Raw genomic sequence first — 14,739 nt, forward strand, 5'->3', positions numbered from 1 at the left:
CGAACCATGCAGACCGCCCAGCAGGCGGCCGGGCCCGCGCCGCAGGTCCTGGTGATCGAGGACAACGCCGACATCCTGGCCAATGTGTACGGCTTCCTCGAGCCGATGGGTTACGCCATCGATTCCGCTCGCACCGGGCCCGCCGGCCTGCGTGCCGCCGCGGCGCAGGCGTACGACGTGATCGTGCTGGACCTGATGCTCCCGGGCCAGGACGGCCTGGAAGTCTGCCGCGAGCTGCGCCAGCGCCTGCGTGTGGCCACGCCGATCCTGATGCTCACTGCGCGCGACACCGAGCGCGACAAGCTGGCCGGCTTCGAGGCCGGCGCCGACGATTACCTGGTCAAGCCCTTCTCGCTGGCCGAACTCGACGCGCGGCTGCGCGCGCTGCACCGGCGGGCGCGCGGCCTGCACGTGGCCTGCGTGCTCGCCACGGCCGGCGTGCAGCTCGATCCCGGCACCTTCCAGGCCAGCCGCGAAGGCGTGCCGCTGCGCCTGACGCCCACCGGGCTGAAGCTGCTGGCGGCGCTGCTGCGCGCGGCGCCGCGCGTGGTGACCCGCGCCGAGCTGGAGCGCGAACTGTGGGGCGACAGCCCGCCGGCCAGCGACGCCTTGCGTACGCACATGCATGCCTTGCGCGCGGCGCTGGACAAGCCCTTCGCCGCGCCGGTGCTGCACACGCTGCCCGGCATCGGCTACTGGCTGGCCGCGGCGGGGGAGGGCGCGCCGCATGCCAGCTGAAGGCATGCTGCGGCGGCGCATCGTGCGCGCCTGCCTGGTGCTGGCCGCCGTGCTGTGCGCCGTCTATGCCGCGGTCATCGTCACCAGCATGATGGTGATCGAGGACCGGCTGCTGAACGACCGGCTGGACGAGGCGGCCGACCAACTGATCACGAACCACCTGCAGGGCTTCCGCGGCGAGGTGCCCGGCGACCCGCGCGTGTACGAGGGCGCGGCCATCCCCCCGCAATGGCGTGATCTGCCAGTGGGCATGCACGAGGTGGACGAGGGCAAGCGCGTGCTGCACGTGCTGGTGCGCGAACGCGCCGGCCGCCGCTTCGCCGTGGTCGATGACGAAAGCGATTTCGAAGAGCTCGAGGCGCTGGTGTGGAGCGCCGTGGCCGCCGCCTTCGTGCTGTGCATGGGGCTGGCCGTGGTGCTGGGGCGCATGACAGCCACGCGCGTGATCCAGCCCGTGGTGGCCCTGGCGGACGCGGTGCGCGAAGGCCGGCTGGCGGACGATGCGCCGGCGCTCGGGGCGGCCGACGAAGTGGGCGTGCTGGCGCGGGCGCTGGCAGCGCACCAGCAGCAGATGCAGCGCTTCCTGGCGCGCGAGCAGCTGTTCACCGGCGACGTCAGCCACGAGCTGCGCACGCCGCTCACCGTCATCCTCGGCGCGGCGGAAGTGCTGCAGGCGCGGCTGGCCGACCGGCCCGATCTGCTGCCAGCCGTGGAGCGGATCCGGCGCACCGCCGTCGAGACGGCCGATCGCGTCGCCGCCTTGCTCCTGCTGTCGCGCGCGCCCGAGGCGCTGGACGCGCCGAGCGTGGAACTGCTGCCGCTGGTGCAGCGCGAGATGGAACGCTGCCGGCCGCTGCTGCAGGGCAAGCCCGTGCAGCTGCAGCTTCAGGTGGAGCACGAGGAGCGCGTGGCGGGGCGGCCGGAGCTGATCGCCATCGCGCTCGGCAACCTGATCCGCAATGCCTGCCAGTTCACCGAACAGGGCCGCGTGCAGGTGACGCTGGAGCGCGGGCGCATCCTGGTCAGCGACTCGGGTCCGGGCGTGCCGGAGGCGATCCGCAGCCAGGTGTTCGAGCGCTTCGTCCGCGCTGACACCAGCGTGCCCGGAACCGGGCTCGGGCTGGCGATCGTGCAGCGCGTGTGCGCGCACCTGGGGTGGTCGATCACGCTGAGCGCATCGGACGTGGGTGGCTGCTGCTTCGAGATCGGGCTGGCCCCGTAAATGGAAGAGAGGGCCGACGGCCCTCTCTTTCGTTCCTTGCGCTTGCGGCGCTCAGTTGCGGTCGCGGCGCGCCTTCTTGGTCGTGCTGGAGCTGGAGCCGGCGCTGTGGTCCGAAGCCATCGCGCTGTTGCTGGAGCCCATCTTGCTGGAGCTCATGTCCGGGTTCGTGCCGCTGGCGTTGCTGCTGGCCGTCGTGCCGCTGCTGGCATTGGCGCCCATGGTGTTCGTGTCGTTCGCGGTCGTGCCGTTGTTCATGGCGGTGCTGCCGGTGGTGGCGGGCGTGTTCGCCGTCGTGGCCGTGCCCGTGGTCGAGCCGTAGTTGTTCGAGGTCTGCGCGAACGCGACGCCGCCCAAGGCCAGCACCGCGGTGGCGGACAGGATGGACACGATGTGCTTGGAGGATTTCATGGGTCTTTCCTTTCCTGGTTTCAACAGGTCGAACATAGGGAAGGAATCCATGGCCGCCAAGTACGCGGACCGGCGCGCCGGGGGTAGGACCGCGCCTCGCACGGCGCCCGTGCCTCAGGTGCGCAATTACAGCTGGCGCAGCTTGAAGCGCTGCAGCTTGCCCGTCTCCGTGCGCGGCAGCGCGGTGACGAACTCGATCTCGCGCGGGTACTTGAACGGTGCGATCGACGCCTTCACGTGGTCCTGCAGCGCCTTGATCATCGCCGCGTCGCCGGCATGGCCCGGCCGCAGCACGCAGTAGGCCTTGACGATCATGCCGCGCTCCTCGTCGAGCTTGCCGATCACGCCGCACTCGGCGACGGCGGGGTGCTTCAGCAGCGCGTCCTCCACCTCCGGGCCGCCCACGTTGTAGCCGGCCGTGATGATCATGTCGTCGGCGCGGGCCTGGTAGAAGAAGTAGCCGTCGTCGTCCTGCAGGAAGGCGTCGCCGGGATAGTTCCAGCCGTCCTTGACGTAGTTGGACTGGCGCGCGTCGTCCAGGTACTTGCAGCCGGTGGGGCCGATCACGGCCAGCTTGCCAACGGTGCCGCGTGGCACTTCGCGGCCGTCGTCGTCCACCACCTTCGCGCTGTAGCCCGGCACGGCCTTGCCGATGGCGCCGCGCCGCACTTCCGCGCCGGCGGAGGAGATGAAGATGTGGAACATCTCGGTGGCGCCGATGCCATCGAGCATCTCGATGCCGGTGGCCTGCTTCCACAGCTGCCGCGTGGCATCGGGCAGGCTCTCGCCGGCGCTGACGCAGGCGCGCAGCTTGCCGATGCCGAGGTCGCGCGCGAAAGGCGCGGCCAGGCGGTAGAAGGTGGGCGCGGTGTAGCAAATGGTGGCGCCGGCTTCCTGGATCGTGCGCACCAGCGACTCCGGCGTGTACGGGCCTTCGGGGAAGTAGACGGAGGCGCCCGCATACATCGGGAACACCAGCATGCCGCCCAGGCCGAAGGTGAAGGCGAGCGGCGGCGTGCCGACGACGACGTCTTCCGGCGTCGCCTGGAGCAGGTGGCGCGGCCAGGCTTCGCAGGCGGCCAGCACGTCGCGGTGCGTGTGCACGGCGGCCTTGGGCTTGCCGGTGGTGCCGGAGGTGAAGGCCATCAGCGCGATGTCTTCCGCTGCGGTGGGGCAAGCTTCGAAGTCGCCTTCCTTCTGCGCCGAGCGCACGGCCAGCGAACCGGGCTCGTTGGGCGCGTTGAAGGGGACCACGGTCTGCAGCACCGGGCGGTCCTGGCGCGCGAGCTCCAGTTCCTCCAGCAGCTTGCTGTCGCACAGGGCCAGCGTGGGCTGGGCCTTGTCGATGATGTCGCCCAGCTCGCGGGCGCGCAGCAGCGGCATGGTGGCCACGGCTACGCCGCCGGCCTTGACCACGGCCAGCCAGGCCAGCGCCATGCCGATGGAGTTGCCGCCGCGCAGCAGCACGCGGTTGCCGGGCACCATGCGGAGGTCCTCCACCAGCACGCGGCAGATGCGGTCCACGCGGTCGCGTACGTCGGCGTAGCTGAGGGTGATGCGGGGCGAGCGCAGCAGCGGGCGCTCACCCCAGCCCTTGTCGGCGGCACGGTCCAGGAGCTCGTGGACGGCGTTCAGCTGCGCGGGGAACTGCAGCTCCGGCCGGTCGAAACGCAGCAGGGGCAGGGCTTCCGGCGCCGGCAGCCGGTCGTGGACGAAGCGGTCGGTCTGCGCGGACGTCATGCAGCGCTCTCCTGGCGGGTGCTGGCGTGGTCCTTGACCTTGCCGAGCAGCTTGTGCAGCGTGCCGATGTCCTTCTCGTTCAGCGAGGAGAAGGCCTCGACGATCCAGTCCTCGTGCTGGCGGGCCATGTCGTTGAACAACTTGCGGCCCTTGGGCGTGAGGCGCACCCGGTAGGCGCGGCGGTCGCCCTCGACGTCGATGCGCTCGACCAGGCCTTCGGTGACCAGCTGGTCGGTGATGCCCGTGACGTTGCCGCCCGTGACCATCATGCGGCGCGACAGCTCGTTCATCTTCAGGCCGGCGGGCGCGCGTTCCAGCTGCGCCATCAGGTCGAAGCGGGGAAGCGTCGTGTCGAAACGCTCGCGCAGGAGAGTGCGTACCTGCTTTTCCACCAGCTGCGTGCACGTCAGCAGCCGCAGCCACAGGCGCAGCGCCTCCGGGTGCTCGCTGTGGGCGCGGGCTTCGAGGTCCATGGAGCCGTCCTTTCGATTCTGTCTAAATAGTTTAGGGTTAAAGCAATCGCGCTGCAACCGGGGCTTCCTGACGGGGCGATCAGCCTCTCGCGGCGCCGTCCTACACCCCCGTCATTGACGCGGCAATTCACGGTCCGCAAGAATGGAGCGATGGAACCGCTTGTCCAGAAGATCGAGGCGCAGATTGCGAAACTGCCGGTCACGTTGGCAGTGACCCTCCCCGGCGGCCGCCGCATCGGCCCGGAAACAGCCGCCGTCCGGCTGGAGTTCCAGGACTGGTCCGGGCTCGCCACCTTGGCGGCCGGCCAGATCGGGACCGTCGGCGAAGACTACGTCGAAAAGCGGCTGAAGCTCGAAGGCCGCATGCGCGACATCATGGCCGCCGCCGCGGAACTGCTGCCGGGCAGCCCGGTGCAGAGCGACACCAGCTGGTGGACGCAGATGTTCCGCCGCGCCAGGTCGCTCGCCCAGCACACGCAGCAGAAGGACGCCGAGCAGATCCGCTTCCACTACGACGTGTCGGACGACTTCTACGCGCTCTGGCTGGACCCGCGGCGCGTCTACTCCTGCGCCTACTACCGCGAGCCGGACTTCTCGCTGGCGCAGGCCCAGGAGGCGAAGCTGGACCACATCTGCCGCAAGCTGATGCTGCGGTCCGGCGAGCGCTTCCTCGATTGCGGCGCCGGCTGGGGCGGGCTGCTGCTGTGGGCGGCGGAGCACTACGGCGTGGACGCGACCGGCATCACGCTGTCGCGCAACCAGCATGCCCACGTGAACCGCCTGATCGAGCAGAAGGGCCTGCAGGGCCGCGTGCGCATGCTGCTGCAGGATTACCGCGACCTGCCCGAGGGCCAGGCCTTCGACAAGATCGCCTCGGTCGGCATGTTCGAGCACGTGGGCCAGGTCAACATGCCCGCCTACTTCGGCAAGCTCTATCGCCTGCTGAAGCCGGGCGGGCTGGTCATGAACCACGGCATCACCGCCGGCGGCCTGGACCCGGGCGGGCTGGGCAGCGGCATGGGCGAGTTCATCGGCAAGTACATCTTCCCCGGCGGCGAGCTGCTGCATCCCAGCCTGGTCCTGCGCGACATGGCCGTGGGCGGGCTGGAGATGGTGGACACCGAGAACCTGCGGCCGCACTACGCGCGGACGCTGTGGGCCTGGTCCGATGCGCTCGAAGCGCAGCTGGATGAAGCGAGGGCGGTGCTGGAGCGCACGCATGGCACCGAGGGCGCGGGCACGGTGCTGCGTGCCTATCGCATGTACCTGGCGGGTTGCGCGATGTGCTTCGAGCGCGGCTGGATCGCGCTGCACCAGATCCTGGCCACCCGGCCTGATGGGGACATGCACAGCGGCACGATCCGGGGCGCACAATCGGCGTACCCCTTCAACCGCGACTACATCTACCGCTGATGCTCTACAAGTTCAAGTCCAAGGCCGCCGGCGACCTGATCATGCTGGAGCCGAACGGCCGCCGCGTGCTCGAGATCGTCGGCAAGGATCCCGGGCCGCAGGGCATCATCCAGGTCACCGAGATGCCCGGCGCCATCCAGAAGCTGGAAGACACGATCACGCGCGAGGAGGCCGAGCAGAAGGCCGCCGTCGAGGAAGCGCGGTCTAAGGGCCAGGTGCCGCCCAGCCTCAGCGCGATCTCGCTGCGCCAGCGGGCCCTGCCCTTCATCGACATGCTCAAGCGCTGCCAGCAGGAAGGCAAGGACATCGTCTGGGGCGACGTCAGCCCGCCCTGACGGTCAGTCCACCTTCGCGCCGGAGGCCTTCACCACCGGCTGCCACTTCTTCAGTTCCGAGTCGATCAGCCGCGCGAACTCCTGCGGCGTGTTGCCGCTGGGAATGGCGCCTTGCGACAGCAGGCGCTCCTTCATCTGCGGCGTGGCGAGCGCCTTCGCCGTTTCCTGCTGCACGCGGTTGACGATGTCCATCGGCGTGCCGGCCGGCGCCAGCAGGCCGAACCAGGAACTCGCTTCGAAGCCCTTCAGGTTGCCGGCCTCCGCCACCGTCGGCACGCCAGGCAGCGCCGCCGAAGGTTGCGCGCTGGTGACGGCCAGCGCCTTCAGCTTGCCGGACTTGATGTGCGGCATGGCCGAAGGCAGGTTGTCGAACATCACGTCCATGTCGCCGGACATCAGGCTGAAGAGCGCCGGGTTGGAGCCGCCGAAGGGAAAGTGCGTCATGTAGACGCCGGCCTGCACCTTGAACAGCTCGCCGGCGAGGTGGATCGAGGTGCCGTTGCCGCTGGAGGCCATGTTCAGCTTGCCCGGGTTGGCCTTGGCGTACTTGATGAAGTCAGCGACGTTGTGGATGCCGCGCGCCTGCGCCTTCTCCGCGTTCACCACCATCACGTTGGGCACGCCGGCCACCAGCGTGATCGGCTGGAAGTCCTTCTGCGGGTCGAAGGGCATCCTGGTGTACAGCCACTTGTTGATCGACTGCGTGCCGACGGTTCCCATCAGCAATGTGTAGCCGTCCGGCTGGGCCTTGGCCACCAGGTCGGCGCCGATGTTGCCCCCGGCGCCCGGCTTGTTGTCGACGATGAAGGACTGGCCGAAGGACTTCGTCAGTTCCTGGGCGACCGCGCGCGCCAGGATGTCGGTGGTGCCGCCGGCAGCGAAGGGCACGACGATGCGCACCGGCTTGGTCGGCCAGTTGCTCTGCGCGGCGGCCGCCAGCGGCAGCGCGCAGGCCAGGGCCAGCAGCCAACGGCGGCGGAAGGGAAGGGCGGAACGGCTCACGGTCTTTGGTCTCCTGGATTCGAATGCGACAAAGCCGCCCGCAGGCGGCCTTGCCCTGTGAGAGCTGCGGGCAGCTTACTCCACGTACACGTTGGCGGCCTTGATCAGCGGACTCCACTTGTTGATCTCGGACAGCACGAACTTCTTGTGCTCCGCGGGTTCGACGCGGTTGTCGTGCACCACGACGGCGCCGAGCGACTCTTCACGCTTGATGAAGTCCGGATCCTTCAGTGCCACCTTCAGGGCTTCGTTGATCTTCTTCTGGATCGCCGGCGGCGTGCCCTTGGGCGCGTACAGGCCGTGCCAGATGGTGACTTCGAAGCCCTTCAGGCCGGACTCCTGCAGCGTGGGCAGGTCCTTCAGCGCCGGCACCGTCAGGCGGTGCGCGGTGGTGACCGCATAGGCCTTCACCTTCTTCGCCTCGATGGCGCCGGTGGTGTTGGTGGTCTGGTCGCACATCAGGTCGATCTGGCCACCCATCAGGTCGGTCATGGCCGGGCCCGTGCCCTTGTACGGGACGGCGGTCATGTCCACGCCGACGGCGTGCTGGAACAGCATGCCGCACAGGTGCGAGGCGGAGCCGATGCCGGCGTTGCCCAGGTTGATCTTGCCCTTGTTCTGCTGCATCCAGGCCGTCAACTCCTTGAAGTTGCCGGCCGGGATGCTTGGCTTGCCGATCACCGTCATGGGCACGTCGTTGATCATGCCCAGGTATTCGAAGTCGCTCTCCACCTTGAACGGGATGTTGCGCACCAGGGTGGGCATGGTGGCCATGCTGATGTGGTGCAGCAGCAAGGTGTAGCCATCAGGCTGGGCCTTGGCGACCTTGTTGGCGCCGATGGAGCCGCCCGCGCCGGCCGCGTTGTCCACGATGATCGTGGTGCCCAGCGGCTTGCGCAGTGCCTCGGCCAGGTCGCGCGCCACCTTGTCGGTGGGGCCGCCGGCGGCGAAGGGCACGATGATGGTGATGGGCTTGCCGTTCGGGAAATCCTGGGCGCCGGCCGTGACGGCGGTGGCGAGCAGGGCGACGGGCAGCAGCGACTTGAGGAGGTTCTTCACGCGGGTTTCCTTGCACGAAAACGAACCGCAGATCATAGGAGCGCTGCCTCGAAGCGGGCCCCCCTGCTTCTACTTAGCACTTACAGTTTGCGTTGGATCAAGTCACCTGTAACTGCGGGCGTCCTCGATCACCTTGCCGTCATTGGGCAGGCTGCCCGGGGCGAGCAACTGCACATCGCCGCGCAGCTTGGTGATGTCGCGGATAGCGTCCGCGATGCGGCCTTCCAGTCCTTGCGGCCTGGAGGAGGCCTCCACTTTCAGCGTCATGCTGTCGTTGGCCATCTCGCCGCTCACCACCAGCCGCGCCTTCACGACTTCCGGAAAGCGGCGCGCGATCTCCGCGACCTGCCCGGGGTGCACGAACATGCCGCGGACCTTGGTGGTCTGGTCGGCGCGCCCGAGCCAGCCGCGGATGCGGGTGTTGGTGCGACCCGTGGGGTCGGTGCCTGGCAGCACGGCGGACAGGTCGCCGGTGCCGAAGCGCACCAGCGGATAAGCCTGGCTGAAGCTGGTGACGACCACTTCGCCGACTTCGCCATCCGGCACCGGCACGCCGGTGCCGGGCCGCACGACCTCCACCAGCACGCCTTCATCGAGCACCAGGCCTTCGCGCGATGCCGTTTCGTAGGCGATGAGGCCGACGTCGGCGGTCGCGTAGCACTGGTAGACGGCGAGCCCGCGTTCGGCAAACCAGTCCCGCAGGCTGGGCGGAAAGGCCTCGCCGCCGACCAGGCCCTTGCGCAGGCTGGTGATGTCGGTGCCTGCCTCGGCTGCCTTCTCCAGCAGGATGCGCAGGAAGCTGGGCGTGCCGGTGTAGGCGTCGGGCCGCAAGTCGGCGATGGCTTGCAGCTGCTGCTCGGTCTGCCCGGTGCCGGCCGGGAACACGGTGCAGCCGACGGCTTGCGCGCCGGACTCGAACATGAAAGCGCCGGGCGTCATGTGGTAGCTGAAGGCGTTGTGCACCAGGTCGCCGCTGCGCAGGCCGGCGGCGAACAGCGCGCGGGCGAGGCGCCAGTAGTCGTGGCTGCCGGCGTCGGGTTCGTAGATCGGCCCGGGCGACGCGTAGACGCGCGTCATGCCGGGACCGCGCGCCACCGTGGAAAAGCCGCCGAAGGGGTCGCTGCGCCGCTGCGCCTTCTGCAGCTCCAGCAGTTCGGGCTTGCGGGTGACGGGCAGCCGCGCCAGCGCCGCGCGCGAGGTGATCTTGCTCGCCTCCACGCCTTCCAGGATGCGGGCGAGGGCCGGAGCGGCCTGCTGCGCGTGCGCAAGCTGCGCCGACAGGGCGGCCAGCAACTGTGCTTCGCGCGCGGCCGGATCGCGCGTTTCGAGGGGGTCGTAGTGCTCGTGGTTCATCATGCCAGCCAGCGCTTGCGGCGCTTGTAGCTCTTGACGTCGCGAAAGCTGCGGCGCTCGCCGCCGCCCACGCCCAGGTAGAACTCCTTGACGTCCTCGTTGCCGGCCAGCTCGGAGGCGGCGCCGTCCATGACGATGCGGCCGCTTTCCAGGATGTAGCCGTAGTCGGAGTACTTCAGGGCCATGTTGGTGTTCTGCTCGGCCAGCAGGAAGGTGGTGCGCTCCCGCGCGTTGAGGTCCTTCACGATGGCGAAGACCTCCTCCACGATCTGCGGTGCCAAGCCCATGGAGGGCTCGTCCAGCAGCACGATGCTCGGGCTCGCCATCAGCGCGCGCCCGATCGCGCACATCTGCTGTTCGCCGCCGGAGGTGTACGCCGCCTGCGAAGTGCGGCGCTGTTTCAGGCGCGGGAAGTAGGTGTAGACCTTCTCCAGGTTGCGCGCCACTTCGGCCTTGTCGCTGCGCGTGTAGCTGCCGGTGAGCAGGTTCTCCTCGATGGTGAGGTGGGCGAAGCAGTGCCGCCCTTCCATCACCTGCACGACTCCGCGCTTCACCAGGTCCGCCGGCGTCAGGCTCTCGATGCGTTCGCCGCGCAGCTCGATGGAGCCCTTGGTGACCGCGCCGCGCTCTCCTTTCAGCAGGTTGGAAATGGCGCGCAAGGTGGTGGTCTTGCCGGCGCCATTGCCCCCGAGCAGCGCCACGATGCCGCCTTCGGGCACTTGCAGGGACACGCCCTTGAGCACGAGGATCACGTGGTTGTAGATGACCTCGATGCCGTTGACGTTCAGGACGGTTTTGCTCATGGACGGTCCCTGCGTGTTCCTCAGGACTGGCAGTCCGCGGGGTCGCGACGTTGCATTTTCTTGTCGGCCAGATACTTCTCCGCGCCGGTCTTCACCATCGGCTTGATGATCTGCTCGTCGGCCTGGTACCAGTCGCTGGAGAAGTTCCACTTGCTGCCGTCCCAGGTGTGGATGCGCGCCCAGGTGGAGCCCATGTGGTCGCTGCAGCTGGTGGAGATCGGCCGCAGCACGCCGGCGAAGCCCAGCTGGTCCAGCCGCTTCTGGTCCAGCGCCAGGTTCTCCAGGCCCCAGCGCACCTGCTCGCCCGTCATCACCTTGCCCTTGCCGAAGCGCTCCTGGGCACGGCGAACGGCTTCGACGCCCAGCATCTGGATGATCACGCCGCGCGTGTACAGCACGGAGCCCACTTCGTCCTTCGGGCCGGTGCCCTGGCCCTTGTCGTGCACGTACTTCAGGATGTCCTGCATCACCTTGGGCTGCTGGCCCGAGGTGTTGAGCGCCAGCGCGTTGTAGCCCTTGGCGCCATCGCCCACGTCCTTCACGTCCGGCTCGGCGCCGGCCCACCACACGCCGTACATCTTGTCGCGCGGGTAGCCGGTGGCCTGCGCTTCCTTCAGCGCGGTGGAGTTCATCACACCCCAGCCCCACAGCAGCACGTAGTCCGGACGCATCTGGCGCACCTGCAGCCAGGCGGCCTTCTGCTCCACGCCGGGCGCGGTGACCGGGATCAGGTCCAGCTTGAAGCCATGCATGGTCGCGCGCTCCTGCAGCAGCGGGATGGGCTCCTTGCCGAAGGGCGAGTCGTGGTAGACGAGGGCGATCTTCTTGCCCTTCAGCTTGTCCCAGCCGCCTTCCTTTTTGGCGATGTGCTGCATGATGATGTCGGCGCCGGTCCAGTAGCTGCCCATGATCGGGAAGTTCCACTTGAAGGCGTTGCCGTCCTGCGAGACGGAGAGGCCGTAGCCCAGCGTGATCAGCGGGATCTTGTCGGTGGGCACCTTCTCGGTCAGTGCGAAGGTGATGCCGGTGGCCTGTGGGTCGAACAGCGTCACGCCCGCGTGGCTCTTCAGGCGCTCGTAGCACTCGACGCCGCGGTCGGTGGCGTAGCCGGTCTCGCATTCCTCGAACGTGAGCTTCACGCCGTTGATGCCGCCGTCGCGCGCATTGATCATCTTCAGGTAGTCCTGCTTGCCGTTGGCCCACGGCGTGCCGTTGGGCGCGTACGGGCCCGTGCGGTAGGACAGCAAGGGGAAGAACTGCTCCTTGGCCTGCGCGAAAGCGCCGGCCGCGGCCGTGCCCAGCAGGGCGGCCAGCAGGATGGAACGCAACTTCATGCTTTGTCTCCTTGTTGAAATCAATGGGGGAAGGGCCACAGCCGCAGCTTCTGCTTGCCGGTGGACCACAGGCGGGCCAGGCCATGCGGCTCCACCACGAGGAACCAGACGATGAGGGCGCCGAAGATCATCGACTCGGCATGCGACACGCCGGCGGTGGAAATCGACAGGCCGACACTCGCCACCAGGGCCGGCAGGAACTGGTTGAGGAAGATCGGCAGCACCACGATGAAGGCCGCGCCGAAGAACGCACCCATGATGGAGCCGAGGCCGCCGATGATCACCATGAACAGCAGCCGGAAGGACAGCTCCACCGAGAAGGCCGCCGGTTCCCAGGCGCCGAGGTAGACGAAGGCCCACAGCGCGCCGGCCACGCCGATGATGAAGGAGCTGACGGCAAACGCCGTGAGCTTGGCGTACATCGGGCGGATGCCGATCACGGCGGCCGCCACGTCCATGTCGCGGATCGCCATCCACTCGCGGCCGATCGCCCCGCGCACCATGTTCTTGGCGGCCAGCGCGAGCACGCACAGGAAGGCCAGGCAGAACCAGTACTTCGCCTGCGCGCTCTCCACCGGCAGGCCGAACACCTGCAGGTTGTTCACCGACACCGAGCCCGAGGACGAGTCGTTGGTGAACCACTTGATGCGCAGGAACATCCAGTCGGAGAAGAACTGCGCGGCCAGCGTGGCCACCGCAAGGTAGAGCCCCTTCACGCGCAGGCTGGGCAGCCCGAACAGGATGCCGAAAGCGGTGGCGCACAGGCCGCCCAGCAGGATGGCCGGCACCAGCGGCATGTTGGGGATGCGCACGAAGAAGTTGTAGGCGCCGTAGGCACCGACGGCCATGAAGGCGCCGGAGCCCAGCGAGATCTGGCCGCAGTAGCCGACCAGCACGTTCACGCCCAGCGCCGCCAGCGCCATGATCAGGAAGGGGATCAGGATGGCGCGGAAGAAATAGTCGCTGGCAAGCGCCGGCACGACGAAGAAGGCGAGGGCGAGCAGCGCCGCGATCGCCCAGCGGTCCTGCACGATGGCAAAGATCTGCTGGTCCGCGCGGTAGGAGGTCTTGAACTGGCCGTTCTCTCTGTAGATCATTTTCAGACCCGATCAATGATCTTTTCGCCGAACAAGCCTTGCGGGCGAACCAGCAAGAACGCAAGCGCCAGCACATAGGCGAACCAGATCTCGATGCCGCCGCCCACCAGCGGCCCGATGTAGACCTCCGACAGCTTCTCGCCCACGCCGATGACCAGCCCGCCGATGATGGCGCCGGGCACCGAGGTGAGGCCGCCGAGGATCACCACCGGCAGGGCGCGCAGAGCGACCGTCGCCAGGGAGAACTGCACGCCCAGCTTGCTGCCCCAGATCATTCCCGCCACCAGCGCCACCACGCCGGCCACGCACCAGACGATGACCCATATGCGATTGAGGGGGATGCCGACCGACTGCGCGGCCTGGTGGTCGTCGGCCACAGCGCGCAACGCGCGGCCGGTCGCCGTCTTCTGGAAGAACAGCGATAGCAGGGCGACCAGCACGGCGGAGATCAGCGCCGCGATCAGGTCTTCCTGGTTGACCAGGATGCCGCCTTCGAACACCTTGTCGAAGGCGATCACCGGGTCCTTGGGCATGCCGATGTCGATCTTGTAGATGCTGTTGCCGAACAGCGTCTGGCCCAGTCCTTCGAGGAAGTAGGCGATGCCCAGCGTGGCCATCAGCAGGGTGGCGCCTTCCTGGTTCACCAGCTGGCGCAGCACCAGGAACTCGATGGCCCAGGCGACCGCGAACATGATGAGGCCGGCGACGAGGAAGGCGGCGACGTTGGCGAACACGGGGTTCGCGATACCGGTCCACTGCGGGATCCACTGCGCGAAGCGCGCCATGGCCAGCGCGGCGAACAGCACCATCGCGCCCTGCGCGAAGTTGAACACGCCGCTCGCCTTGAAGATCAGCACGAAGCCGAGCGCCACCAGCGAATAGAGCATGCCGGCCATCAGGCCGCCGAGGAGGGTTTCGAGGAAGAAGCCCATGTCAGTGGCTGGTCCCGAGGTAGGCCCGGATCACCTCCGGGTTGGCGCGCACTTCGCCCGGCGTGCCGTCGCCGATCTTCTTGCCGTAGTCCAGCACCACCACGCGGTCGGAGATGTCCATCACCACGCCCATGTCGTGCTCGATCAGGACCACGGTGGTGCCGAACTCGTCGTTCACGTCCAGGATGAAGCGGCACATGTCCTGCTTCTCCTCGAGGTTCATGCCCGCCATCGGTTCGTCCAGCAGCAGCACCTGCGGCTCCATCGCCAGGGCCCGGCCCAGGTCCACGCGCTTCTGCAGGCCGTAGGGCAACTGGCCCACCGGCACCTTGCGCCAGGCCTGGATCTCCAGGAAGTCGATGATCCGCTCCACGTATTCGCGGTGCCGGATCTCCTCGCGCTCGGCCGGGCCGATGCGCAGCGCCTGCAGGAGCAGGTTGGTCTTGATCCGCAGGTTGCGCCCGGTCATGATGTTGTCCAGGACGCTCATGCCCTTGAACAGCGCCAGGTTCTGGAAGGTGCGGGCGACGCCCATCTCCGCGACCTGCCGGCTTTTCATGTGCTTGAAGCTGCGGCCGCGGAAGGCGATGGTCCCCTGCTGCGGCTGGTACACGCCGTTGATGCAATTGAGCATCGAGCTCTTGCCGGCGCCGTTGGGGCCGATGATGGCGCGGATCTCGTGCTCGCGCACGTCGAAGGAGATGTCGGTGAGCGCCTTCACGCCGCCGAAGGCAAGCGAGATGTTGCGCACGTCCAGGATCACGTCGCCGAGCACGCGTTCGGACGCGGGCGTGGAAGTGGCGATGCCGCCGAGGGCCGGGTCTCTCATG

At 68.1% G+C, this 14,739-nt stretch carries 15 protein-coding genes; 4 read left to right on the forward strand and 11 right to left on the reverse strand.

Annotated features, from left to right (window positions below):
• Positions 1-6 precede the first annotated feature (6 nt).
• On the forward strand, positions 7-738 hold the full coding sequence (locus HHL11_RS04225) for a response regulator transcription factor (RefSeq protein WP_169417188.1): 732 nt from the start codon (positions 7-9) through the stop codon (positions 736-738).
• A complete protein-coding gene (locus HHL11_RS04230) occupies positions 728-1,960 on the forward strand; it encodes a sensor histidine kinase (protein ID WP_169417189.1) in 1,233 nt (410 codons plus the stop codon). The genes HHL11_RS04225 and HHL11_RS04230 overlap by 11 nt, the downstream gene beginning before the upstream one ends.
• Positions 1,961-2,011: 51 nt before the next feature.
• Here HHL11_RS04230 and HHL11_RS04235 read toward each other — a convergent pair whose 3' ends face one another.
• From HHL11_RS04235 to HHL11_RS04245, 3 genes are all read right to left on the reverse strand, one after another.
• On the reverse strand, positions 2,012-2,368 hold the full coding sequence (locus tag HHL11_RS04235; RefSeq protein WP_169417190.1) for a hypothetical protein: 357 nt from the start codon (positions 2,366-2,368) through the stop codon (positions 2,012-2,014).
• Between the two features lie 126 nt (positions 2,369-2,494).
• Positions 2,495-4,108, reverse strand: a complete 1,614-nt coding sequence (locus tag HHL11_RS04240) for an AMP-binding protein (RefSeq protein WP_169417191.1) — start codon at positions 4,106-4,108, stop codon at positions 2,495-2,497.
• Positions 4,105-4,581, reverse strand: a complete 477-nt coding sequence (locus HHL11_RS04245) for a MarR family winged helix-turn-helix transcriptional regulator (protein WP_169417192.1) — start codon at positions 4,579-4,581, stop codon at positions 4,105-4,107. Before HHL11_RS04245 ends, HHL11_RS04240 begins: the two co-directional genes overlap by 4 nt.
• 150 nt (positions 4,582-4,731) lie before the next feature.
• Here HHL11_RS04245 and HHL11_RS04250 point away from each other — a divergent pair, with 150 nt between their 5' ends.
• Positions 4,732-5,994, forward strand: coding sequence for a class I SAM-dependent methyltransferase (locus tag HHL11_RS04250; RefSeq protein ID WP_169417193.1), 1,263 nt, complete (start codon positions 4,732-4,734; stop codon positions 5,992-5,994).
• Positions 5,994-6,329: a DUF1840 domain-containing protein gene (locus HHL11_RS04255; protein WP_169417194.1), complete on the forward strand. Its 336-nt coding sequence runs from the start codon at positions 5,994-5,996 to the stop codon at positions 6,327-6,329. The genes HHL11_RS04250 and HHL11_RS04255 overlap by 1 nt, the downstream gene beginning before the upstream one ends.
• A 3-nt stretch (positions 6,330-6,332) precedes the next feature.
• Here the strand turns inward: HHL11_RS04255 and HHL11_RS04260 are convergent, their stop codons facing one another.
• From HHL11_RS04260 to HHL11_RS04295, 8 genes are all read right to left on the reverse strand, one after another.
• Positions 6,333-7,331 (reverse strand): Bug family tripartite tricarboxylate transporter substrate binding protein, encoded by a 999-nt coding sequence (locus HHL11_RS04260; protein ID WP_169417195.1) that lies wholly within the window; start codon positions 7,329-7,331, stop codon positions 6,333-6,335.
• Between the two features lie 75 nt (positions 7,332-7,406).
• Positions 7,407-8,390 (reverse strand): tripartite tricarboxylate transporter substrate-binding protein, encoded by a 984-nt coding sequence (locus tag HHL11_RS04265; RefSeq protein WP_342593173.1) that lies wholly within the window; start codon positions 8,388-8,390, stop codon positions 7,407-7,409.
• Positions 8,391-8,492: 102 nt separating this feature from the next.
• On the reverse strand, positions 8,493-9,743 hold the full coding sequence (locus tag HHL11_RS04270) for a phenylacetate--CoA ligase family protein (RefSeq protein ID WP_169419906.1): 1,251 nt from the start codon (positions 9,741-9,743) through the stop codon (positions 8,493-8,495).
• Complete coding sequence (locus tag HHL11_RS04275) at positions 9,743-10,546, reverse strand: ABC transporter ATP-binding protein (protein WP_169417197.1); 804 nt, start codon at positions 10,544-10,546, stop codon at positions 9,743-9,745. Before HHL11_RS04275 ends, HHL11_RS04270 begins: the two co-directional genes overlap by 1 nt.
• Before the next feature lie 20 nt (positions 10,547-10,566).
• The gene (locus tag HHL11_RS04280; RefSeq protein ID WP_169417198.1) at positions 10,567-11,880 is read right to left on the reverse strand and encodes an ABC transporter substrate-binding protein; all 1,314 of its coding nucleotides are present in this window, start codon (positions 11,878-11,880) and stop codon (positions 10,567-10,569) included.
• A 20-nt stretch (positions 11,881-11,900) separates the two neighbouring features.
• Positions 11,901-12,977: a branched-chain amino acid ABC transporter permease gene (locus HHL11_RS04285; RefSeq protein WP_169417199.1), complete on the reverse strand. Its 1,077-nt coding sequence runs from the start codon at positions 12,975-12,977 to the stop codon at positions 11,901-11,903.
• 2 nt (positions 12,978-12,979) lie between these two features.
• Positions 12,980-13,909: a branched-chain amino acid ABC transporter permease gene (locus HHL11_RS04290; RefSeq protein ID WP_169417200.1), complete on the reverse strand. Its 930-nt coding sequence runs from the start codon at positions 13,907-13,909 to the stop codon at positions 12,980-12,982.
• A 1-nt stretch (position 13,910) separates the two neighbouring features.
• Positions 13,911-14,738 (reverse strand): ABC transporter ATP-binding protein, encoded by an 828-nt coding sequence (locus tag HHL11_RS04295; RefSeq protein WP_169417201.1) that lies wholly within the window; start codon positions 14,736-14,738, stop codon positions 13,911-13,913.
• Between the last annotated feature and the right edge of the window lies 1 nt (position 14,739).

Origin of the sequence: Ramlibacter agri (genome assembly GCF_012927085.1) — a bacterium.
GTDB lineage: Bacteria > Pseudomonadota > Gammaproteobacteria > Burkholderiales > Burkholderiaceae_C > Ramlibacter > Ramlibacter agri.

What these genes read in the sequence shown, in the direction of transcription:
- HHL11_RS04245 (WP_169417192.1), bottom strand. Translation starts at nt 4,581, where the DNA reads ATGGACCTCGAAGCCCGCGCCCACAGCGAGCACCCGGAGGCGCTGCGC.
- HHL11_RS04235 (WP_169417190.1), bottom strand. Translation starts at nt 2,368, where the DNA reads ATGAAATCCTCCAAGCACATCGTGTCCATCCTGTCCGCCACCGCGGTG.
- HHL11_RS04280 (WP_169417198.1), bottom strand. Translation starts at nt 11,880, where the DNA reads ATGAAGTTGCGTTCCATCCTGCTGGCCGCCCTGCTGGGCACGGCCGCG.
- HHL11_RS04225 (WP_169417188.1), top strand. Translation starts at nt 7, where the DNA reads ATGCAGACCGCCCAGCAGGCGGCCGGGCCCGCGCCGCAGGTCCTGGTG.
- HHL11_RS04250 (WP_169417193.1), top strand. Translation starts at nt 4,732, where the DNA reads ATGGAACCGCTTGTCCAGAAGATCGAGGCGCAGATTGCGAAACTGCCG.
- HHL11_RS04290 (WP_169417200.1), bottom strand. Translation starts at nt 13,909, where the DNA reads ATGGGCTTCTTCCTCGAAACCCTCCTCGGCGGCCTGATGGCCGGCATG.
- HHL11_RS04285 (WP_169417199.1), bottom strand. Translation starts at nt 12,977, where the DNA reads ATGATCTACAGAGAGAACGGCCAGTTCAAGACCTCCTACCGCGCGGAC.
- HHL11_RS04295 (WP_169417201.1), bottom strand. Translation starts at nt 14,738, where the DNA reads ATGAGAGACCCGGCCCTCGGCGGCATCGCCACTTCCACGCCCGCGTCC.
- HHL11_RS04230 (WP_169417189.1), top strand. Translation starts at nt 728, where the DNA reads ATGCCAGCTGAAGGCATGCTGCGGCGGCGCATCGTGCGCGCCTGCCTG.
- HHL11_RS04255 (WP_169417194.1), top strand. Translation starts at nt 5,994, where the DNA reads ATGCTCTACAAGTTCAAGTCCAAGGCCGCCGGCGACCTGATCATGCTG.
- HHL11_RS04275 (WP_169417197.1), bottom strand. Translation starts at nt 10,546, where the DNA reads ATGAGCAAAACCGTCCTGAACGTCAACGGCATCGAGGTCATCTACAAC.
- HHL11_RS04270 (WP_169419906.1), bottom strand. Translation starts at nt 9,743, where the DNA reads ATGAACCACGAGCACTACGACCCCCTCGAAACGCGCGATCCGGCCGCG.
- HHL11_RS04240 (WP_169417191.1), bottom strand. Translation starts at nt 4,108, where the DNA reads ATGACGTCCGCGCAGACCGACCGCTTCGTCCACGACCGGCTGCCGGCG.